This is a genomic window from Allosphingosinicella deserti (assembly GCF_003012735.1).
Taxonomy (GTDB): Bacteria; Pseudomonadota; Alphaproteobacteria; order Sphingomonadales; family Sphingomonadaceae; genus Allosphingosinicella; species Allosphingosinicella deserti.
In genome coordinates this window covers 333,147-355,657 of record NZ_PXYI01000005.1, presented here as the reverse complement: position 1 = coordinate 355,657, position 22,511 = coordinate 333,147, and the positions used below count along the sequence as shown (strand labels likewise).

17 protein-coding genes are annotated in these 22,511 nt (G+C 66.1%); 9 read left to right on the top strand and 8 right to left on the bottom strand.

Annotation, left to right across the window (positions count from 1 at the left end):
* Positions 1-30: 30 nt before the first annotated feature.
* Both C7I55_RS16945 and C7I55_RS16940 read right to left on the bottom strand, forming a co-directional pair.
* Complete coding sequence (locus C7I55_RS16945; protein ID WP_106514185.1) at positions 31-351, bottom strand: GIY-YIG nuclease family protein; 321 nt, start codon at positions 349-351, stop codon at positions 31-33.
* Between the two features lie 113 nt (positions 352-464).
* Positions 465-1,181: a DUF6250 domain-containing protein gene (locus C7I55_RS16940; protein ID WP_233222262.1), complete on the bottom strand. Its 717-nt coding sequence runs from the start codon at positions 1,179-1,181 to the stop codon at positions 465-467.
* Between the two features lie 217 nt (positions 1,182-1,398).
* On the opposite strand from C7I55_RS16940, the gene C7I55_RS16935 reads away from it, so the two are divergent.
* The 5 genes from C7I55_RS16935 to C7I55_RS16915 all read left to right on the top strand — a co-directional run bounded on the left by C7I55_RS16935 (position 1,399) and on the right by C7I55_RS16915 (position 11,177).
* On the top strand, positions 1,399-4,401 hold the full coding sequence (locus tag C7I55_RS16935) for a TonB-dependent receptor (protein WP_158266462.1): 3,003 nt from the start codon (positions 1,399-1,401) through the stop codon (positions 4,399-4,401).
* A gap of 20 nt (positions 4,402-4,421) precedes the next feature.
* Positions 4,422-5,744: an oligogalacturonate lyase family protein gene (locus C7I55_RS16930; RefSeq protein WP_106514183.1), complete on the top strand. Its 1,323-nt coding sequence runs from the start codon at positions 4,422-4,424 to the stop codon at positions 5,742-5,744.
* Positions 5,741-6,538 carry a rhamnogalacturonan acetylesterase gene (locus C7I55_RS16925; RefSeq protein ID WP_106514182.1) on the top strand — a complete coding sequence of 266 codons (798 nt, stop codon included), beginning with the start codon at positions 5,741-5,743 and terminating at the stop codon, positions 6,536-6,538. The genes C7I55_RS16930 and C7I55_RS16925 overlap by 4 nt, the downstream gene beginning before the upstream one ends.
* Entirely contained in the window at positions 6,529-7,968 is a 1,440-nt protein-coding gene (locus C7I55_RS16920) for a rhamnogalacturonidase (protein ID WP_199192858.1), read from the top strand. The genes C7I55_RS16925 and C7I55_RS16920 overlap by 10 nt, the downstream gene beginning before the upstream one ends.
* Before the next feature lie 173 nt (positions 7,969-8,141).
* Positions 8,142-11,177 carry a beta-galactosidase gene (locus tag C7I55_RS16915; protein ID WP_233222261.1) on the top strand — a complete coding sequence of 1,012 codons (3,036 nt, stop codon included), beginning with the start codon at positions 8,142-8,144 and terminating at the stop codon, positions 11,175-11,177.
* 168 nt (positions 11,178-11,345) lie between these two features.
* On the opposite strand, the gene C7I55_RS16910 is transcribed toward C7I55_RS16915, so the two are convergent.
* From C7I55_RS16910 to rhmD, 5 genes are all read right to left on the bottom strand, one after another.
* Entirely contained in the window at positions 11,346-12,593 is a 1,248-nt protein-coding gene (locus tag C7I55_RS16910) for an MFS transporter (RefSeq protein ID WP_106514180.1), read from the bottom strand.
* Between the two features lie 34 nt (positions 12,594-12,627).
* On the bottom strand, positions 12,628-13,524 hold the full coding sequence (locus tag C7I55_RS16905; RefSeq protein WP_106514179.1) for an amidohydrolase family protein: 897 nt from the start codon (positions 13,522-13,524) through the stop codon (positions 12,628-12,630).
* Between the two features lie 64 nt (positions 13,525-13,588).
* Complete coding sequence (locus tag C7I55_RS16900) at positions 13,589-14,338, bottom strand: SDR family NAD(P)-dependent oxidoreductase (protein WP_106514178.1); 750 nt, start codon at positions 14,336-14,338, stop codon at positions 13,589-13,591.
* Entirely contained in the window at positions 14,335-15,207 is an 873-nt protein-coding gene (locus C7I55_RS16895) for a fumarylacetoacetate hydrolase family protein (protein ID WP_106514177.1), read from the bottom strand. The genes C7I55_RS16900 and C7I55_RS16895 overlap by 4 nt, the downstream gene beginning before the upstream one ends.
* Before the next feature lie 10 nt (positions 15,208-15,217).
* A complete protein-coding gene (gene rhmD, locus C7I55_RS16890; RefSeq protein ID WP_106514176.1) occupies positions 15,218-16,402 on the bottom strand; it encodes an L-rhamnonate dehydratase in 1,185 nt (394 codons plus the stop codon).
* Between the two features lie 190 nt (positions 16,403-16,592).
* Here rhmD and C7I55_RS16885 point away from each other — a divergent pair, with 190 nt between their 5' ends.
* Complete coding sequence (locus C7I55_RS16885) at positions 16,593-17,441, top strand: IclR family transcriptional regulator (RefSeq protein WP_106514175.1); 849 nt, start codon at positions 16,593-16,595, stop codon at positions 17,439-17,441.
* 35 nt (positions 17,442-17,476) lie between these two features.
* Complete coding sequence (locus tag C7I55_RS16880; RefSeq protein ID WP_106514174.1) at positions 17,477-18,244, top strand: SDR family NAD(P)-dependent oxidoreductase; 768 nt, start codon at positions 17,477-17,479, stop codon at positions 18,242-18,244.
* Between the two features lie 148 nt (positions 18,245-18,392).
* Here the strand turns inward: C7I55_RS16880 and C7I55_RS16875 are convergent, their stop codons facing one another.
* A complete protein-coding gene (locus C7I55_RS16875) occupies positions 18,393-19,124 on the bottom strand; it encodes a FadR/GntR family transcriptional regulator (RefSeq protein WP_106514173.1) in 732 nt (243 codons plus the stop codon).
* 272 nt (positions 19,125-19,396) lie between these two features.
* Between C7I55_RS16875 and C7I55_RS16870 the strand changes: the two genes are divergently transcribed.
* On the top strand, positions 19,397-20,554 hold the full coding sequence (locus C7I55_RS16870; protein WP_233222260.1) for a glycoside hydrolase family 88/105 protein: 1,158 nt from the start codon (positions 19,397-19,399) through the stop codon (positions 20,552-20,554).
* On the top strand, positions 20,551-22,443 hold the full coding sequence (locus C7I55_RS16865; RefSeq protein ID WP_106514172.1) for a hypothetical protein: 1,893 nt from the start codon (positions 20,551-20,553) through the stop codon (positions 22,441-22,443). The genes C7I55_RS16870 and C7I55_RS16865 overlap by 4 nt, the downstream gene beginning before the upstream one ends.
* Positions 22,444-22,511: the final 68 nt, after the last annotated feature.

The following is a 22,511-nucleotide window of genomic DNA, read 5'->3' as shown; positions in this document are numbered from 1 at the left end:
TATGGTGACGAACGCACATAGGAGTCCCTCTCACTCCGTTCGGGCTGAGCCTGTCGAAGCCCTTCCCTCCTCTTTCTTGTTGCGTGCAAGTGCGGAGATGAGGGCCCAAGCCCCCCTGATCAGGGCGAGCTTCTTCGCCCGGCTCCAGCCCTTGATCTGGCGCTCGGCGGCAAGCGCTTCGTAGCGGCTCGGAAATTCGGCCGACCAGACCAAAATCACCGGCAAACGTGTCGACGTGTAGCCGCCGAGCGCGCCCGTGACATGCTGCGCGATGCGCGTGTCGAGATTGTCGGTGTGCCCGACGTAGAAGGTGCGATCGGCGCAATGGAGCATGTAGGCCCAGAACGACATCGGACGAGAGGGCCTTATCCGGTGCGATAGTTCAAGCGGTTGCGGACAAGGAGAAGGGGAGAGCTTCGACAGTCTCAGCCCGAACGGTTTTGGGGAGCGTTGTTGGAGACGGGTTACCTCGTAAGCCGCGAAACCCGAAAATCGCGCACCCGCAAATGGCTCTTGGTCGTCCTCAGCGCAAAATGCCCCCGCGTGTAGGGCTCGGGATCGTCGAGCAGGAACATGGTCCGTCCGTCGCGCTGCAGTTCGACGCGGCGGCCGTCGGCGATCAGGCGGATGCGATAGCGGCGATTGGGTTCGATGAAGTGGGCGGGGGCGGAGAGATCGTGCTGCGGCAGCAGCGGCCGCTCGTCGCGGCGGCCGATGTAGCGGCGGAAGCGCGAGGTCGTGTTGCGGTTGCCGCCGATGCCGGCATAATAAGTTCGGAGTTCGTCGTAGTCGGCAAAGGCGCCGCTGCGGCGGACGGCCAGCACATCCCCGCCGGGCGCACGTTTGTCGGTGGCCATCCAGAAGCAGTTGATGTCACTGACTTGGTCGTTCGGGCCGCCGGCTGCGACCGCCTCGACGTCATAGTCGATCGCGACCGGGCCCTCGATCGCATGGCGGAACCACAAGGTGACGCCAGCCGGACTGTCGATGTCGAGCACGCCGCCTTCGGCGCGGAACGCGCCGCCCTGCTCGGCCTCGACGACCCACTGGCCCAGGCCGTCGCGAAAGTCGTCTTCATGGAGAAGCACGCCGCCGCTGCGCGCAGTCGTCGCGCATCCCGCCGCCAGCGCGGTCGCGCCGGCAACGAAGGCCCGCCGCGTCAGTTCGACATTGCCCGTCACCTTCGCCTCCTCAGCTTGCCAAACGCTGCCACCACCGTCGCTCAAATGCAACACCCATCCCACTATATGGATCCAAGTTCCACATAGCGAAGATTCTTGTACAATCCTCCGCTTGTTTCGGTAGACTTGGCATCATTGGCACCGAGTCCCGCCTCGGAAGACCATCGAAGGGCATCCGGAGCTCCGATCCGGAAGCGGCATGGAGAGGAGACGGACAGTGAGCACTTCCTGCATGGGGAGCGGCCGCTCCCTTTTGACCACATCCTGGATCGCGATTGCGTGCGCGGCGCTGCCGTCGATGGCCCATGCGCAGCAGGGCGCCGCCCCGACGGCGCCGGAGACTGGTCCCCCGGCCGCTACGACCGCCGTCGAGGCAACGGGGCAGCCGAACGCCGCCGAGGCGCAGCCGGCCGCCACCGCCGGCGATCAGGAGATCATCGTCACCGGTCTGCGCGGCGCCTTGCAGAGCGCGCTCACCGCGAAGCGCAATTCGAACGACATCGTCGACGTCATCAATGCGCAGGACATTGCCGACTTCCCCGATGCCAATGTCGCGGAATCGCTGCAACGCGTTCCGGGGATCGCGATCGAGCGCGACGCCGGCGAGGGCCGCAACATCACAGTGCGGGGTCTTGGCGGCGATTTCTCGCGGGTGCGGCTGAACGGGTTGGAGGCGATCTCGGCCACCACCGGCTCGACCCTCGGATCGACGATCAACCGCGGCCGCGGCTTCGATTTCAGCCTGTTCGCCTCGGAGCTGTTCAACTCGATCGTCGTACGCAAGTCGCAGTCGGCCGAGGTCGACGAAGGCTCGCTCGGCGCCACCGTCGACCTGCAGACCGCGCGTCCGTTCGACAAGAAGGGGCTTCGCGCCGCCGCCTCGCTGCAGGGTGCCTATTACGAGATGGGCAAGCATCTGCAGCCGCGCATCGCCGCCTTGATCAGCGACACCTTCGCCAACGACACGATCGGCGTGCTGGTCTCCGGCGCCTATTCCGAGCGGACGGTCGAGGAGGAAGCCTATTCGAACACCGCGTTGTCCGATTTCTGGGAATCGCAGCAAGGCTTCTGTCCGGTGGTGCCGGGGGCATCGGTGACCCCGATCAACACTTTGGTCACCACCGCGCCGTTCACCCCCAATTGCACGCCAGCGCCGGGCGCGGTGCGCGGTTCGACGCCCGAGGCCTATGCCGAAGTCGCACGCGCCGGCGTGTTCGTCCCCCGCCTCCCCGGCTACGGCCGCTTCGTCAATCGCCAGAAACGGCTGGGGCTCACCGCCGCCGTTCAGTGGCAGCCGAGCGACAGCACCCTGCTCACGGTCGACGGAGCCTATTCGCGCTACGATCAGCGCAAGAACGATTACGCCACCAACCCGATCAGCTTCAACCGCGGCAACGGCGCGGCCGCGGGCAGCCTCACTGCGGCGCAGGCCACCGGACGCCCGAACATGAAGATCCGCGAGGCCGAGGTCGATGACAGCGGGCTGCTCCGTTACGGCGTGTTCGACGATACCGATTTCCGGATGACCAACGGCTACGAGCGATCGGAAACCCACTTCTATCAGGTCTCCGCCACCTTGCGGCAGGACATCGGCGACAAGGGCCAGCTCAACCTGCTGATCGGCCAGTCGCGATCGCTGTTCAAGGTGCCGGAATTCACCCTGATCTCGCTCGACCGGCTGGACAGCGACGGCTTCGTCTACGATTCCCGCGAGGACAAGAAGCGGCCGCTGCTGGACTTCGGCTTCGACGCCTCCGATCCTGCCAATTGGAATTTCATCAACGGCTATTCCGACATCCGCGTCCAGCGCCAGCGCGTCGACAACAAGTTCCGAAACGGCAAGATCGACTTCCAGTGGGAGTTCAACGATCGGCTGACCGGCAAGATCGGCTATGCCTACAAGCGCTTCACCTTCGCGACGGAAAGCGTATCGCGGCTGACCTCGACGATCATCAACGCGCCGCTGCCGGCCGGCGTCACCGTCGGCGATCTGAGCAACGCGATCGACGATTTCGGCCGCGGCCTGAACCTGCCTGCCGGTTCGACCACCAGCTTCATCGTGCCCGACATCGATGCGTTCGAGCAGGTCTACGATTACAATTGCAACTGCGTGAACGCACTGGGCGACTTCCGCATCGGCACCGCTGCCGCGCTCGGCAACAACCGCTTCGTCCGCGAGACCGACAACAGCCCCTATGCGCAGCTCGACTTCAATTTCCCGCTCGGCGGCGAGCTGATTCTGCGCGGCAATGTCGGCGCGCGCTATGCCCATACGAGGCAATATTCGACCGGCTACATTTCGGCGACGCTGCCGATCGTCGAGGCGCGGCGGACCTACGAGGACTTCCTACCGGCGGCCAATCTCGCGCTCGAGATCGGGCCCGATCTGATCCTCCGCGCCGCCGCCGCCAAGGCGCTGTCGCGGCCCGCCCTCGGCAATCTGACGCCGGGCGGCGCGGTCAGCACGACCGGAAATTTGTTCACCTCGACGGTCGGCAATCCCAATCTGACGCCGTTCCGATCGACCAATCTGGATGCCGGCATCGAATGGTACTTCCAGAAGGGCGCGGTGCTCTCCGCGGCCGTCTTCCAGAAGAAGCTCAAGAGCTTCGCGCAGCAATTGCTCACCCAGACGACGGTCCGCGAAAGTGGCATTCCGTCGTCCGCCTTCCCGGCCGGGACCGATCCCAACACGCCGATCAACATCACCAACTTCCAGTCGACCGAAGGCGGCACGATCCGCGGCATCGAGATCAACTACCAGCAGCCGTTCACCTTCCTGCCCGGCTTCCTCAAGAATTTCGGCGCGCTGATCAATTACACCCACATCGATTCGAAGATTACCTATTTCCTGACCGCCAACCGCACCGGCCCGGTGCTCCAGGACGAACTGGTCAACGTGTCGCCAAACTCGGTGAACGCCACGCTCTATTACGAAGCCGGCGGCTTCTCGGCGCGCGTGTCCGGCGCCTATCGCAGCCAGTATCTGCGCCAGGTGCCGCTCCGCGCCGGGCTGCCCGACGCGACCGGATCCTATTCCACCTTCAATCTCGATGCGTCGATCTCGTACGACATCACGCCCAATATCGGCCTCAACATCGACATGCTGAACCTCACCGACCAGCCGACCGACTTCTGGGACGGCAAGACCATCCGCGACCAGCAGGTGTTCAGCAAGACCGGTCGGCAGTTCTTCGTCGGCGTACGGGTGCGCTACTGATCATGGCTTTGGAGAGAAAGATGAAAGCAGCCTTGCTGATCGCGGCCTTGTTGTTCTCGGCGCCGGTCGCCGCCGCGCCCGCCGCGGCCACGGGACCGCGTGAATGGGTCGACGCGCTGACCGGCCACAGGATCGTCCGCATTTCGGACGTCCCCGGCACCGCAAGCCTTTATTTCCACCAGAACAGCTATACGCCGCAGGGCGACAAGATGGTCGTGTCGGTGCCGAGCGGGATCGCGACCGTCGATCTGCAAAGCTGGAGAGTGACTCCGCTGGTCAAGGGCGAGCGGCTGCAATTGCTGTTCACCGGCCGCAAGACGCGCACGGCTTATTATGCGACGCGGACCGGCGACGGCGGCGCCTCGACGATCTGGGCGGCCGACATCGATACCGGCAAGACGCGCAGAATCGCCGACCTGAAGAGCGGCACGATCGGATCGATCAATGCCGACGAGAGCCTGTTGCTCGCGCAATGGGCGGAGCGCGATCCGCCGCTCCAGCCCGCCGCCGCCCAAGTTCGCGACCGCGATCAGACACGGATGACGTTCGGCCAGGCCGAATATGCTGCGACCGGCGCCGACGGCAAGCCGCTGACCTTCGCGGAGGCCAAGGAAGTGCGGCTCAACGAGCGGCTCGAGGCGAAGATACCAATGGAGATCTTCACGATCGACGTGAAGACCGGCCAGCGCCGCGTCGTCACCGCATCGACCGACTGGCTGAATCATATCCAATTCTCGCCGACCGATCCGAACCTCATCATGTATTGCCACGAGGGGCCGTGGCACAAGGTCGACCGGATCTGGACGATCCGCACCGACGGCAGCCAGAAGACCAAGATCCACACCCGCACGATGAACATGGAGATTGCCGGGCACGAATTCTTCTCGCCCGACGGCAAGACCATCTGGTACGATCTGCAGACGCCGCGCGGCGAGAAATTCTGGCTCGCCGGTTATGAGCTCTCGAGCGGCAAGCGAAAATGGTATCATCTCGAGCGCAATGAATGGTCGGTTCACTTCAACCAGTCGCCCGATTTGAAACTCTTCTCCGGTGACGGCGGCGACAGCGAGATGGTCGCCCACGCGCCTGACGGCAAATATCTCTACCTCTTCCACCCCCGCGACATTCCGGACGTCGCCGGGATCCACGCACCGGGATCGGAATCGCTGATTTCGCCGGGGCTTCTGGAGCCCGAAAAGCTCGTCGACATGCGCAAGCACGATTACCGGCTGGAGCCGAACATGACCTTCACCCCGGACCGGAAATGGGTGGTGTTCCGATCGAACATGGAAGGTGCGAACCACGTTTATGCGGTAGAGCTCGCCAAGGCGGCGGCGCAATGAGGCGTGGCGGGACCTTTCTCGGTGCCCTCGTCGCAGCGGTCATCGCGCCTGCCCTGCCGGCAGGCGCGGCGACGATCCACATCGCGGGCGACTCCACCGCCGCCGATTACGCCGCACATCGCTACCCGCAATCGGGCTGGGGCCAGTTCCTCGGCTGCGCGCTCGACGGCACGACCAAAGTACGAAACCATGCTGTCGGCGGGCGCAGCACCCGCACCTTCATCGGCGAGAAAAGGCTCGAGCGGATCGCACAGGAGATCCAGGCCGGCGACACCCTGCTGATCCAGTTCGGCCACAATGACGCCAACATGGTCAAGATCGAGCGCTATGCCGATCCGCTGGGCGCCTACCGGACCAACCTCGCGCGCATGATCGCCGTCGCCAAGTCCGCGGGCGCGCAGCCGGTGCTGGTCACGCCGGTCACCCGGCGCAACTGGAAGGAGGGCCGGATCGTCGCGGATTTCACGCCCTGGTCCGATACGATGCGCGGGCTTGCCGCCGAGCTTAGCGTGGCTTTGATCGATCTTGAGCGGGAGTCCGGTGCCTGGGTGCAGGCGGCGGGCGAAGACGGATCGAAGCGATATTACCTTCATCACGCAGCCGAGGAGAAGCTGCCCGCTTTCCCCAACGGCATCGCCGACGACACCCATTTCAGCGAGCTCGGCGCCCGCGGCATCGCCGAGATCGTCGCGCGGGATCTCAAGGCGTTGAGCCTTCCGATTTCGGCGCACATTCTGGCGGCACGGCCGGACCTCCACCGCGATGCGCCGCTCGGCCGGGCGGAGTGCCGTTGAGCACGCCGCTGTTCGACGTCCGCGACTATGGAGCACGCGGCGACGGGAGAACGCTCGACACTGAGGCGGTCAATCGCGCGATCGCGGCCGCCGCGGCCAAAGGCGGCGGAACCGTGCTGTTTCCGGCCGGCCGTTTCCTCTGCTTCTCGATAAGGCTGGCGAGCGGGATCGCCTTGCTGCTTTCAGACGAAGCGGTGATCGAGGCGGCCGATCCGGCGCGCCATCCCGGCGCCTACGACCCGCCCGAAGACGGGCCGGATCAGCTCTACCAGGATTTCGGCCACAGCCATTGGCACAACAGCCTGATCTGGGGCGAGGGGCTGGACGGCATTGCCATCCTCGGCCGCGGGCGCATCGAAGGCATCGGCCTCACCCGCGACGGCCCCGGCGCACGCTGGCGCAAGCAGACCGGCGAGCGGCCGCTGTCGATGAACGGGATGAGCGCGGCCGAGATCCGCGCCCTGGAGCCAGATGCCGAGAGCATGAACGGGCTCGGCAACAAGGCGATCGCGCTCAAGGATTGCCGCGGCGTCGCGCTGCGCGACTTCACCATCTGGAAGGGTGGCCATTTTGCGATCCTCGCCACCGGCGTCGATGGCCTCACTATCGACAATCTCCGCATCGACACCGATCGAGACGGCATCGATCTCGACTGTGTGCGCAACGCGCGGGTTCGCAATTGCCGGGTCAATTCGCCCAATGACGACGCCATCGTGCTGAAGAGCAGCTTTGCGCTTGGGGCCGGAATGGCGACCGAGAATGTCGTCATCGAGAATTGCACGGTGAGCGGCTTCGACCTCGGCACGATGCTCGACGGCCGCTTTGGCCGGACGCAGGAGATCGCGCCCGACCGCGACCGGGTGACCGGACGGATCAAGCTCGGCACCGAGACCAATGGCGGATTCCGCAACATCGTCATTCGCGATTGCCGGTTCGAGCGTTCGCGCGGGCTCGCGCTCGAGACGGTCGACGGCGGCGTACTCGAACATGTCGAGATCAGCGGTATCACCATGAACGAGGTCACCACCGCGCCCCTGTTCCTGCGCCTCGGCGACCGCCGCCGCGGTCCGGAGGGCATCGGCATCGGCGCGCTGCGGCAAGTCTCGATCCGCGACGTCGAGGCCACCGGGATCGATCCCCGCTTCGCCGCGACGATCGCCGGGCTGCCGGGCCACCCGATCGAGGACGTCACCCTGCGCGACGTGCGGTTCGTCTACGCGGGCGGCGGCAGCGGATCGGATGCGGCACGAACGCCGCCGGTATTGGCGGAGGCCTATCCGGAGCCGAGCATGTTCGGAGTGACGCCGGCCTTCGGATTGTGGGTCCGGCACGCGCGCCGGGTGACGCTGGAGAATGTCCGCCTGGAGGCAGACACGCTCGACGCGCGACCGGCATTGGTGACCGAGGATGCGGAGGTCGTGGAGAGGTGACAGCGCTGAGGATCAGATCCTCCCCGCTCGTGCGGAGGATCTTGGTCGGTTCGAAGCGGGCAAAGACCTTGGCGCGCTCATGCTGGTCGTGCCATGCGCCGCCTCGACGGTGCGACCTCAGCATGGACGCACGTGTGACATATCGATGCCGATCGGCATAAGGAGAGAGACGAATGGTGCGAAACTGGCTCATGGCCTCGGTTTGTGGAGCAGCCTTGCTCCTCGCGGCGCCGGCTTTCGCTCAGACGCCGGCTCCGCAAGCGGTGCAGGCCGTCACCGCCGCCGCCGCACCGGCCGCGTCCGACACCCGGCGCGACTTCGGCAAGGTGTCGTTCGATCGCCATTCGATCATCCTCGACGGCAAGCCGACGGTGATCTGGTCGTCGGAATTCCATTATTACCGCCTGCCGAGCCCGAGCCTGTGGCGCGACATCCTGCAGAAGATGAAGGCGAGCGGGTTCAACACCGTCGCGCTCTATTTCTCCTGGGGCTATCATTCGCCGGCGCCCGGCGTGTACGATTTCAGCGGCGTGCGGGACGTCGACACGTTGCTCGACATGGCTGCGGACGAGGGGATGTACGTCATCACCCGCGCCGGCCCTTATGTGAATGCGGAGCTCAGCCGCGGCGGCTTCCCCGGCTGGCTGGTCAAGCAGAACGCGAAGGCGCGCACCGATGCGCCCGAATATATGGCGGCTGCCGACGAATGGCTGACCCGGATCAACAAGATCATCGCCAAGCACCAATATGGCGACGGCAAGGGCACCGTCATCCTCCACCAGATCGAGAATGAGCTGCTGCTCACCAATGCCGAGCAGCAGCGCTACATGCAGCATCTCTACGATCGTGCGCGTGCCGACGGGGTCACCGTGCCGATCTTCCACAACGACATCGGCCGCAACGGCCGCTGGGTGCCGGCCTCGAGCCCGGTCGAAGGCACGATCAAGGGCCCGACCGATCTTTATGCGTTCGACGGCTATCCCGGCGGCAGCTGCGACGTCGCCGCCAAGCCGACCAATGGCGGCCTCGCGCCCGATTGGGGGCTGTACGGCCCGGGCGGCGCCAGGGGCGGCGCCAGCGCGTCGCCGAACACGCCCGGCTTCGCGGCCGAATATGGCGGCGGCTGGTTCGATTATTGGGGCAGCAACGGCACCTATGATTGCACGGCGATCCAGCGCGGCAAGCGCTACCAGCGCGTCTTCTACGGTACCAATCTCGCCAACGGCATCACCGCGCAGAGCTTTTACATGGGTTTCGGCGGGACGTCGTGGGGGTGGCAGCCGGCGCCGGTCGTCTACACCAGCTACGATTATGGCGCGGCGATCGACGAGGCGCGCAACCTTCGTCCCAAGGCGCTGGAGCTGAAGCAGCTCGGCCAGTTCATCCAGAGCTTTCCAAGCCTCGCCCGCATGGACAAGGGACCGGAGATCAAGGCCTCGTCGGACAAGGTCCGCATCTACCACAATGTCAACGCCGAGACCGGCGCCCACCTGCTGTTCGCCGCCCATGCGCCGTCCAACGCGCGCAGCGACGACGCCTTCACTTTCGAAGTCGAGACAGCCGACGGCCGCTACAGAATCCCGCAGGCGGGCACGCTTCGGCTCAACGGCTTCGACGCCAAATTGCTGATCGCCGCCCACGATCTCGGCGCGCACCGTCTGGTCTATTCGACCTCCGAGCTCCAGACCCGGATCAAGGACGGCGCCGGCGACCTGGCGCTCTTCTACGGCCGCAAGGGCGAAGACGGCGAGATGGTCCTGCGCTTCACCGGCCAGCCCGCGGTCGAGGTGACCGAAGGCAGCGCGGAGCACGTCTTCGATGCCGCGACCGGCGATCTTCGCCTCAACTATCGGCACGAAGGGCTCATCCGCTTGCGCATCACCGGCGGCGGCCGGCCGCCGCTCCACCTGCTGATCGGCGAGGAAGACGTCGCCGCAGCCTTCTGGCGGCAGGAGACGGCCGGCGGTGCGATCCTGGCGCGCGGCCCCGCGCTGGTGCGGAGCGCGACCCTCTCCGGCGGACAACTTGCGCTCAGCGGCGACGTCGCCGAAGAGGCGACGCTGGAAATCTGGGGTCCACGCTTCAAGACCCTGCGCTGGAACGGACGCGAGGTTTCGGGCGATCACGGCGCATCCGGAAGCTGGCTGTCGAAGAAGCCGCTGCCCGGCGCTGCGAAGGTCGAACTCCCCGCCTTGCTGGAATGGCGGGTCGGGCAGGAGACGCCCGAGGCGAAGCGCGACTTCGACGATGCCGCCTGGCAGGCGATCGACAAGCGCGGCACCGCCGCCACGATCAAGCCGCCGACCGGCCAGCCGGTGATGGACATGTCGGCTTACAATTTCCACAATGGCGACGTCTGGTATCGCGGCCGTTTCGAGGGCGGACCGGCGGCGCGCAAGATCGCGCTCCATTATGGCGCCGGCGGCAGCGGAATGCTCCAGCTGTGGCTCGACGGCCGCTTCGTCGGCCAGCATGAGCTGCCGTCCGGAATGGCGCGCCCGCTGACCCATGGCGTCGCCGAATTCGATCTTCCGCCGGAGGCGCTCCTTGCCGGGCCGCACGTCCTCTCCGTGATGGTGCGCAACAACGGCCACAATTGGGATCTCGAGGCCGACGATGCCCACAAGGAGCCGCGCGGCCTCGTCTCGGTCTCGCTGTCGGCGCAATCCGGGCCGAGCTTCGCGGTGCCGATCGCGTGGAAGATTCAGGGCAACAAGGGCGGCGAGGCGATCGCCGACAAGGTGCGCGGGCCGATGAACACTGGCGGCCTGTTCGGCGAGCGCAGCGGCTGGCATCTGCCGGGCTTCGACGACGGCAAGTGGGACAAGGCACGGCTGCCGGCGACCCAGGTACTGCCCGGCACGACCTGGTACCGCACCACCTTCGACCTCGCCGTGCCGAAGGGGCACGACGCCTCGCTCGGGCTGTCGATCGGCAATCCGGAGGTGCCGCGATCGGCCGTGAACTATCGCGCCCTGCTGTTCGTCAACGGCTGGAACATGGGCCAGTTCATCGCCCATGTCGGCCCCCAGCGCAGGTTCGTGATCCCGAACGGCATCCTCAATCCAAACGGCAAGAACACGCTGGCGGTGGCGGTGACCAGCGACGGCGGCTCCGGCAACGGCCTGGAGCAGGTGCAATTGGTCAATCTCGGCACGGTCCGCGGGGGCGTGCCGCTGACGCTGGTGGAGTCGCCCGGCGCGAAGTGACGCTAGATCCTCCCCGCTTGCGGCGAGGGGAACCGCCTGCAAGGCGGTGGAGGGGGCCGCGAGACCACTCGGGACCTCAGGAAACGAAGTCCGATGCGGGTCTCGGAGCCCCCTCCACCACCGCCTTCGGCGGCGGTCCCCCTCCCCGCAAGCGGGGAGGATCTAAAGTCAGCCCCGCGCGGCCTGGATCTCTTCCAGCGACTTGCCTTCGTTGCGTGGGGCCCAGATCAGGCCGATGGCGCCGGAGACGACGAGGAAGCCGGTCAGGATCCAGGCCAGGGTGGTGAAATCGTAGGCGGCGAGGGTCGGCACCGCCAGGCTCCAGATGCCGAGGCCGATGCGGACGATGGCGAAGGTCAGGCCCTGCGCGGTCGATCGGATCGCGGTCGGGAACAGCTCCGCCGACCAGAGCTGGAAGAAGCTCTGCGCGCCGAAGCCGCCGGCAATGCCCATGATCACGACATGGGCGATCACCACTTCGAGCTTGAAGCCGAAGATCGCCAGCAATGCCATGCCGACGACGTGCAGCACCGCCGAAATGCCGAACATCAGCCGCTGGTTCATCCGATCCGACAGGGTCATGAAGATGCCGAAGATCGAGATCATGCCGATCAGGAAGTAGCTCGCCGGCAGCATCGTCGCCGTCCAGGTCGGCAGATTGTTCTGCTCGATCAGATAGGGCGTGAAGAAGCCGTTATAGCCGGCCCAAAGATTCCAGAAGCCGTACATGGCGGCCAGGAACAGCATCGATCCGAGATAGGGCGCGCGGAACAAGGCCCGCCACTCGGCCCGTCGCGCCGCCGGGGTTTCGAGCCCCGCCGCCTGCGCTTCCTCCCAGCGCCGCGATTCCTTCATCTTAGAACGCAGCAAGGTGAGCGCGAGCGCCAGCACGAACAGATGGCCGAACAGGAAGCGTACCCCGTCGATCCCGAACGGCTCGAGAAAATACGCGGCGATCAGCACCGCGACCGGGCCGAGATACCAGAGCATCTGCGCGACTCCGGAATGGGCGCCGCGCTTGTGGTCCGGCGCCTGCTCGGCGATTAGCGACCAGGAGGCGGGGATGTCGGCGCCGACGGCGAGGCCGACCAGCACGAAGCCGAGCACGATCATCCACGGCGCGCTCGCGAAGACCAGGAACAGCATGCCGAAGGCGTAGAACAGCATGTCGAACTGGTAGATCTTCTTGCGCCCGAAGCGATCGCAAAGGATGCCGCCGATCAGCGCGCCGATCCCGGCCGAGATTGCGTTGGCGCTGAACGCGCCGATCAGGCCGATGAACGAGTCGGAGAGCCCGTAAATGTCCTTCCACAGCGCCAGCGCTACCGATCCGGCGACGATCGATCCCGCATCGATATAGTTGGCGAGCCCCGCCAGGATCGTGTTGCGCCAGTCCTCGCGCGCGGTCGTGCTCATCGCCCCCTCCCCCCTGTTGTGCGTATCCGGCCGGTCACACGCCGAGGCCGAGCCGGTAGATGCGATCGGCGTTGCGGCCGAACATCGCACGCTGTTCGTCGTCGCTGAAGCCGGCCGAGACGTCCGCGAACGTCTCCAGGATCTGCGCGAACCCGCAGAACAATTTGTCGGTCGGGAAATCGCTGGCGAACAGCACGCGGTTCGGGCCGAAGAGATCGATCAGCTCGCGCGCGAACGGCGTCATTCCCTCGGGCTTCCAGGCGCGTTCGATGAAGCCGAAACCGGACATCTTCACCGAGACGTTGGGCAAAGCGATGAGCGGCGCGATCTCGGCCCGCCATCGCTCCAGACCGTCGACCGGCATGCCGCAATGATTGAGGATGACCGGCACGTCCGGATTGCGGGCGATCGCTTCGGCGACATTGGCGAACTGGCTGGGATAGCATTGCAGGTCGAACGACAGGCCGTATCTGCCGAGCAGATCGAAGCCGTGCTGCCAGGCGGGGTCGGCGGTGACGTCACGGGCGGTGTAGGTGCGCTTCGGGTCCGCATGCCAGTTGACGATGTGACGGATGCCGCGGACGTTGCGATGCTCGGCATGGGCGGCGAGCAGGCGCTCGACAGCGGGATCGTCGAGCGCCGCGAAGGCGACGATTCCGCTGGGCATAGTGCGTTCGTCCGCGATCCCCTGCAGCCACCTGGTCTCATCGAGCGCGGCACTGGCGGCCGCGCCGGCGTCGACATGGACCATACCGGCGACGTTCCAGCCTGCCGCGTCGGCGAGATAATCGTCGAGAAGATAGGTGCTCGCGATCGCCTCGACGCTGCCGTTGGGGCCGTCATCGGAAAAAGGCGGCGTCAGCCACGGATAGGAGATGCGCTCCAGATCCCAGAGATGGACATGGGCATCGACGAACGGAATGTCGCGCATCTTCCTCTCCTCGGGTGCGGATGCTTCTTATTCCTCCCCGAGCAAGCTCGGGGAGGATTTTGCGTCAATACGTGGTCCGCCCACCCGATGTGTCGAAGACGCTGGCCGTGGTGAAGCTGCATTCCTCGCTGGCCATGAAGCACACCATGGCGGCGCTTTCGTGGACTTCGCCGAGCCGGCCCATCGGGATTTTCGAGCGCATGTAATCGACCTGGCTTTGCGGGAGCTGATCGAGGATCGGGCTCTCGAAGGTCGCCGGGGTGATCGCGTTGGCGATCACGCCCCTGGTGGCGAGTTCCTTGCCGAGCGACTTGGTGAACCCGATCACGCCCGCCTTCGACGCCGAGTAAGCCGAGGCGTTGGGATTGCCTTCCTTGCCGGCGACCGAGGCGACGTTGACGATCCGGCCATATCCATTGACGAGCATGTAGGGCACGATCTCGCGGCAGCAGAAGAACACGCCGTAGAGGTTGATCTCGACGACGCGCTGGAAGCTGTCGATCGGGAATTCGTGGACCGGCACGGTGGCGCCGGTAATGCCGGCACTGGCGACGAGGATGTCGATCCGGCCGAGCGCGTCGTTGGTTTCCTTCGCGGCGGCGGCGACTGCGGCGGCGTCGGACACGTCGAGCGCAACCACGTGCGCTGCACCGGTCTCAGCCTGCGCCGCGGCGAGCGCGTCGCCGTTCAGATCCCAGAGCGCGACCTTGCCACCTTCGGCGGCGATCCGGCGCGCGGTCTCGAGACCGAGGCCGGAGGCGCCGCCAGTGACGATCGCAGCCCGGCCGGCAAAACGATCCAGGTAGACGCTCACCGGCCGGCCTCGCCGACCGGCTTGCTCCAGGCGATGAAATCCTGGCGCTGCTCGCCCAGTTTCTCGATGCCGAGGGTCACGACGTCGCCGGCCTTCAGATACCAGGGCTCCGGCTTCTGACCGAGGCCGACTCCCGGCGGGGTCCCGGTGGTGATGATGTCGCCGGGTTCGAGCACCATGAATTGCGACAGATAGGCGATGATCTGCGCGACCGTGAAGATCATCGTCTTGGTGCTGCCGTCCTGGACGCGCTTGCCGTTGACGTCGAGCCACATCGACAGAGCCTGGGGATCGCCGACCTCGTCGGGGGTGACCAGCCAGGGGCCCACCGGCCCGAAGGTCGGGAAGCCCTTGCCCTTGTCCCAGGTCGGCCCGCGCTCCGTCTGCCAGTGGCGCTCGGAGACGTCGTTGACGACGACATAGCCGGCGACATGGGCGAGCGCCTCGCCCTCATCGACATAATTGGCGCGGGTGCCGATCACGATGCCGAGCTCGACTTCCCAATCGGTTTTCTTGCTGTCGCGCGGGATGACGACCGGATCGTTGGGGCCCTGGAGACAATTGACCCATTTGTTGAACACCACCGGCTCGGATGGGATCGGCAGGTTCGATTCCGCCGCGTGATCGGCATAATTGAGCCCGATCGCGATGAACTTGGTCGTTCCCGTCACCGGGACGCCGTAGCGCGGGCTGTCCTCGACCAGCGGCAGGCCGGCCGGGTCGATCGCGGCGAGGCGCGCCAGGGCAGCCGGCGCGATCTCGGCGGGGCCGAGGTCGGCGATGTGCGCGGACAGATCGCGGATGCGCCCGTCTGCATCGATGAGACCGGGCTTCTCGGCTCCGGCAGTGCCGTATCGGCAGAGCTTCATGGGATGTTCCTCAGTGGGTGTAGGGTCGGTGAAGGGCGATGTCGCGGTTGAGCTCCACGCCGAAGCCGGGCTTGTCGAGGGCCGAGGCGCGCATCCGCCCGTTTTCGGGGGTCGGCTCGCCGAGCAATTGCGGGTGGAACATCGGCACGACCGCGTCGGCCTTGGGCGCCATCATCAGGAATTCGGCGAACGGGCTGTTATGCCGCGTGATCACGAAATGGTAGGAATAGACCGACGATCCGTGCGGCACGACAAGCTTGCCGCGGGCATCGGCGAGCGCGGAGATCTTGATCATCTCGGTGATGCCGCCGCACCAGCCCACGTCCGGCTGGATGATGTCGCAGCACTCCATTTCCAGCAGCATGCGGAAGCCCCAGCGGGTCGCCTCATGCTCGCCGGTCGTGACCAGCATTCCAGTGGGCGCGTTGCGCTTCAATTCGGCATAGCCCCAATAATCGTCGGGGCTCAGCGCCTCCTCGATCCACTTGAGGCCATGTTCGTGGGCGCGGTGGGCGAGCCTGGTGGCGTAATTGACGTCGAGCGCCATCCAGCAATCGAGCATCAGCCAGAAATCGGGTCCGACGCGGCTGCGCATCTCGGCCAGTTCGGCGATATTCCTGTGGAGCCCCTCCTCACCCTCGGCCGGGCCGTGGTGGAGCGGCATCTTGCCGCCGATGAAACCCATTTCCTTGGCGAGATCGGGCCGGGCGCCGGTCGCGTAGAATTGCAGCTCGTCGCGCACCGCACCGCCGAGCATGTGATAGACGGGCTCGCCGCGCAGCTTGCCGAGCAGATCCCAAAGCGCGAGATCCACGCCGGAGAGCGCGTTCACGACCAGGCCCTTGCGGCCATAATATTGGGTCGAGAAGTACATCTGGTCCCAGATCTTCTCGTAATCGGTCGGGCTGCGGCCTTCGAGGAAGCGGGCGAGATGCTTCTCGACGATGTAGCAGGCCGGCTCGCCGCCGGTGGTCACCGCGAAACCGATCGTGCCGTCACTCGCCTCGATCTCGACCACCAGGGTGCCGAGCACGTTGATCCCGAAGCTCTGCCGGCTCTGGCGATATTCGGGATAGCGGCTCATCGGCGTCGCGATGTGATCGTCGATCCAGTGCCCCTCGCCCTGATCATGATAATCGGCGCCGCCGCCGCGGACGACATATGCCCGCACATGCGCGATTTTCGGCAAGTTCATGCTGGCGGCCTCTCCCTCAAACACATATGAAAATCCCACATAGTGGGAAGCATGCAGGCTGATGGCTGTTCGAGCGCGCGAGGGAGCGGATTGGCTCCCGGTCGGCATCGGATCCCGTCGTTCAAGACATCCTTCCCAGCGTGGCGTTTTCGGCTTGGTTTTTCCACAATATGGGATAGAGTATTACGTGATGAGACAGACCACGTCAATCGACGGCAAAGGTGCCGACCAGGAAAATTCCACCGAGTCCCCACGTGGTCCGTCGGGCAGCCAGACGCTGCTGCGCGGTCTCGACGTGCTCGAAGGGGTGGCCGAAGGTCCCGCCTCGCTCGGCGAGCTCGCCACTCGCCTCGGCCTGACCCGCAGCACCACCCACCGGCTCGCCAACGCGTTGATCGAGCGGCGTTATCTGACGCTCGCGCCGGGGCGCGGCTACCAGCTCGGGCCCAAATTGCTCGAGCTCGGCTTCCAGGCGCAGCAGCAGGCGGATCTCGTCCAGATCGCCCGCCCGCGGCTCGAAGCGCTCGCCCAGGATTCGGAAGACACGGTCCATCTCGGTATCCTCGACGGCGATCGCGCGCTTTATCTCGACAAGATTCCGGGACGCCGGCGGATCGTGATCTCGAGCCGGGTCGGCGACCGCCATCCGCTGACCTCGACCGGGCTCGGCAAGGCCCTTCTCCTCGACGAGCCGCCGTCGCGCTGGCGCAATCTATTCGACCAGGATCAGAAGAGCTCCAACGTCGCCGCCGATTACGAGACCTGGGTCAAGCGGATGAGCGGCTATGTCGACGCCGGCCGGGCCTACGATCTCGAGGAGAATGAGGATCAGATACGCTGCGTCGCAGCCCCGATCCGCGACGCCAGCGGCCGCATCCTCGGCGCGATCAGCGTCTCCAGCGCCGCGCAATATATGGATGACGGCCGCATGGAATCGCTGACCGACGACGTCGTGTCGACGGCCAATTCGATCAGCCGCGAGCTCGGCTGGAATCCCGATGCGAAGCGCACCGTCGATCGCGGGCGCCGCAAATCCTAGGCCCGAACTGGGCCGGCACCCAGGAGACCGTAAAGTTGACCAAGCTCCTCGAAGGCAAGACCGTCCTCGTCACCGGGGCGTCCGCCGGAATCGGCCGCGCCGCCGCCATCGGCGCGGCGCGCCACGGCGCCGATGTCGCGATCAACTTCGCCCGCGACACCGACGGCGCGGACTCGGCGGTGGCGGAAATCGAGGCGCTCGGGCAGCGGGGCCTTGCCGTGCAGGGCGATGTCGCCGATCCGGAGACGGCGAAGCACTTCATCGCGCGCGCGGTCGAGGAATTCGGCAAAATTGACGTGTTCGTCAACAATGCCGGCATCTGCCCCTTCCACGCCTTTCTCGACATGCCGGTCGAGACGTTCGAACGGACGATGCGGGTCAATCTCCACGGTGCCTATTTCATGGTCCAGGCCGCGGCCAACCAGATGGTCAAGCAGGGCCATGGCGGCGCAATCATCGCGGTGAGCTCGATCTCGGCGCTGGTCGGCGGCGAGTATCAGACCCATTATACGCCGACCAAGGCCGGCCTCCACTCGCTGATGCAGTCGACCGCGATCGCGCTCGGCCGTCACGGCATACGCTGCAATTCGGTGCTGCCCGGCACGATCCTCACCGACATCAACAAGGAGGATCTCGCCGACGAGGCCAAGCGCGCCTACATGGCCGGGCGGGTGCCGCTCGGGCGGCTCGGTCAGCCCGACGATCTCGAAGGCCCGATCGTGTTCCTGGCTTCGGACCTCGCCAAATATGTCACTGGCGCGTCGTTGCTCGTAGACGGTGGCGCGTTCGTGAACCTTCAGTAATCGGACAAAGCGACACCGTCCGGCCTGGGCGTGTCGAAGCCCTTTCCTTCTCCTTCGTTCGAAAGGCAGGGAGGGCTTCGACAGGCTCAGCGCGAACGGGTGGATGTGGGCAGCCGCCAACGATGAACGTGCGCGGCCCGCCGCGCCATCACCCCAGCGGGCGGCGGAGCAGGCGGCCGGATTGTTTGAGGTCCTGGTAGCGCGCGATCGATTTCTGCATGTGGCGGCGCGCGGCGCGGCGCGCGGCGGCGGGATCGCCGGCCTCGATCGCCGCGTAGATCGCCTCGTGATCCTTGTTGATCACTTGGGAATAATGCTGGTGGCTGCGCGCATCGCTGCCCTGGAGGTAGAGGCGCCGCGACGGCACCAGCCGGACGCCGAGGAAATCGGTGAAGCGCAGATAATAATCGTTGCCGGTGGCGCGGGCGATCGCGGCGTGGAAGGCAGCATCGGCCGCGACCGAGGTGTCGACATCGGTGCTCGCGTCCATGGCGGCCAGCGCCCGGCGGATTTCGGCGAGATCGGCATCGCTGCGCCGGCGCGCTGCGAGATCGGCCATCTCGACCTCGAAGCCCATCCGCATCTCGAGCAGTTCGAGCACGTCCTCGATCTCCGCGACCTCGTCGGGCGTGACCTGGAAGGCGCGATATCGGGCATCCTCGGCAACATAGGCGCCGGAGCCGCGGCGGGAGACGAGCAGGCCGCGCGCGGCAAGGCGGGCGAACGCCTCCCGCACCACCGTCCGGCTGACGCCGAAATCCTGGGTGACCGCCTTCTCGCTCGGAAAGCGCGAGCCCGGCGGCATCCCGCCTTTCTCGATCTGCTCCTCGAACCGGTGGACGAGATCGTCCGCCAGCGATGCCGCCTTGGTCTTCGCCATGGTTCGAATGCTACCAGCCTTCACGGCAAGGTGCCTAGTGTTAAGCGCACGAGATGATCACCCCACCGGACGAAAGTTGTCTTACAACCTTATTGACAGCCTCCTTGGAAAAGGAAAGAGCATGTTACCGGTGTCAATGCAACGGCCTGGCACCTTCGCCGGAGAGGGGTTTTGCGAGTCGTGATCTCGTTCGTTGTGGAAGCGCTTCCGATTTCGCCGCGTGCCGGCGCCGCTTGCCTCCCGGCTTCTCTCCCTGCAGCAAAGGACCGGATATGTCCCTGACCCTCGTCGTGCCGATCCTGATGGCAGCGCCTGCGCCGGCCGCGGTCCAACCGGCGCAGCCGGCGCTGCCGCGGCCCGCAGAGATTCTCGCCGCAACCCGCCGGGTCGCCGATTGGCAGCTCGCCAACCGCCACCGCTTCGATCACATGCCGGCGGCCCGCGAGAGCGTGCGCAATCCGCGCGACTGGCAGCAGGCAACCTTTTGGGTGGCGCTGACCGAACTCGCCGACCGCGATCCGCGCTACGCGGAGCCGGTGCTGGCGCTGGGCCGCGGGCTTGGCTGGAAGCTCGGCGACAATCCGTTCCACGCCGATGACCAGCTCATTGCCCAGAGCTGGATCTGGGCCGCCCGCAACGGCGGCGGGGCCGGGGCACTTGCCCCAGCCCGGACCTATTTCGACGAGGTGCTCGCCAATCGGCCGCGCGGCAGCCTGGAATTCGTGCCGCGCCGACCGGGGAGCGGGGATTCCGCCTGCACCGATCGCTGGTGCTGGTGCGACGCCTTGTTCATGGCGCCGCCGACCTTGCTCCGCCTTGCCCAGGCCACCGGCGACACGCGCTATGCCGATTTCGCCCACGAGGAATTCCGCGCCACCACCGACATTCTCTACGATCGAACGGAACATCTCTATTTCCGCGACAGCCGCTTCTTCGAGCGCCGCGACGACAAGGGCCGCAAACTGTTCTGGAGCCGCGGCAATGGCTGGGTGATGGGCGGCCTCGTCCGCATGCTGCAGGTTCTCGACCGCAAGGATCCGCATCGGCCTTATTACGAGCGCCTGTTTCGCGAGATGGCGGCGCGGCTCGTCACCCTGCAGAAAGCCGACGGCACCTGGTCGCCGTCCCTGCTCGACACCGACCCGGCGACTCCGACGGAAACCAGCGGCACCGCCTTCTTCACCTACGCCTTCGCGTGGGGCGTCGACGCAGGCCTGCTCGACCGCGCCACCTATCAGCCGGCGGCGACCCGGGGCTGGGCGGCGCTCGGGCGCGCGGTGCGGCCGGACGGCATGCTCGGCTGGGTGCAGCAGGTGAGCGACCGGCCCGACAAGGTCGCGGCGAGCGACACCCAATATTATGGCACCGGCGCCTTCCTGCTGGCCGGGACCGCGATGTACGACCTCGCCCGCAAGAGTGGCCGTCAATGATCGCGCGCCTTGCCGGCACGACGGCGCTGCTCGCCCTGCTTGGGGCCGCACCACCAGAGGCAGACAATCCGGACACGAACAGGTGGGCTGACCGTCCGCACGGGCCGATCTATCGGAACGACGTCGCGCCGATGGACTGGACGGTATCGGCCCGGCTGATGCCGCAGGTCGAGGCCTTGCTGGAGCGGCTGCTGCGCGAGAAGCGCGCCATGTCGTTAGGCGGCGTCAAGGTGTTCGAGAGTGGCGACAAGTTCCTGCCCGGCAAGATCGCCGTCGCCATGGCCACCCGCATCACCGCGCTGCCCGAGGGCGATCCTCGGCTCGAGCAAAGGCTGCGCGACTTCGCTGACATTGCCGACCTGACGATCGCCGACGCCAACGACAGCTGGGGGATCTATTATTACGCGTCGGCGCTGCATGCGCTCGACGAGCGCAAGCTGCTCACCCGCGCGGTGCGCCCGGCGACGCTGGCCCGGTTGCGCACCCAGCTCGACTGGCGGCGCTTCGTGCGGCCCGATCTCAGCCTGATCGACCTGCCCAACAATTATTACGGAGTCGCGTTCTCGATTGCGCGGCTGCGCTTCCTGATGGGCTGGGAAAGCGAGGCGGCGTCGGAGGCGCTGCTCGCCCGCACGCTCGATCACTACCGCAAATATTCGGGCGAATATGGCTTTGCCGACGAGACCGAGGGCAAAGGCCGGTTCGACCGTTATTCGGTGCTGCTGATCGGCGAGATCGCCCAGCGGCTGGTCGAGACCGGCATGACTCCGTCGGCCGAGGTCAAGGCGTGGCTCCGCCGTTCGGTCGACCTGCTGCTGCCGCGCTTCAACCTGTCCGGCGAAGGTTTCGAATATGGCCGCAGCATCGGCGCTTATGGCGAGACCGCCTTCCTGGAAGTGCTGACCGCCGCCGCCCGCCTCAAGGTGCTGACGCCCGAGGAGGAGCGGATGGCCTACGCCTTCTCGAGCCGGATCGCGGCGCGCTACATGGATTTCTGGGTCGATGGCGGGAGCGTCGACCTGTGGAACCAGGGCCGCCGCACCGACGCCTATCGTGGCATCCACCGCATCTTCGGCGAGAATCTGAGCCTCGCCCGCCAATATGTCTACACCAACGCGATCTGGAACGATCTCGGCTATCGCGGGCGGGAACCGGATCGCGGCTACGCCCGCTGGCTCGAGACGCTCCCGCGATCGACGACCACTTGGTTCGCTCGCGGCACCCATGATCGCGCGCTCGTCACGATCCGCGACCGCGGCCGAGTCATCGGCCTGCCGATCATCAACGGCGCCGAAGGTCAGCACATGCACAATCCCTATTTCCCGGTGCCGTTCTCGCCGGGGATGCTGCAGGGTTCCGCCGACGCGGCCTACCCGCATCTGGTACCGCGGATCACCCTGGCGGACGGAAGCGTGCTGATGCCCCTCGCCTGGTTCAAGGACGTGCGGGTCGCCCGCCGCGGCGCCGTCACCGAGGTGCAATGGCGGCAGGACGCGCTCGATCTGATGGGGGAAAAGGATGCGCGGCCAGACCGGCGCGCGACGATCGAGACCCGCTACAGGCTCGCGCCGGGCAGGATCACCCGAATCGACCGCCTCGTGCCCGCAGCCGGCATCAGGATCGTCCGCGTCGATCTCGAATTCGCCAGTTTCTCTAGGGGCGGCAGGGCTGCCGCGATGGGGAGCACCGCCTTCTCGAGCGGAGAGGTTCGGACGTTCTCGGCAAAGGGCTATGGCGCCTGCCGGGCGGAGCCGGCGCGCGATCCGGTCTACCGCGCGCCGACCGGCCCGTTCGAGACCGTCGTCCGCTGCGCGAACGAGGCGCCGATCGCCGGGCGGCCGATCGCATTATCCTGGACATTGTCATACAACTCACCAGTCCAGCCTTGACGGAAGCTTCAGCGTAGTTGTATGACATCTTCATGGTGACACCGGTAGCAGCCGGGTCGGGAGCCGCC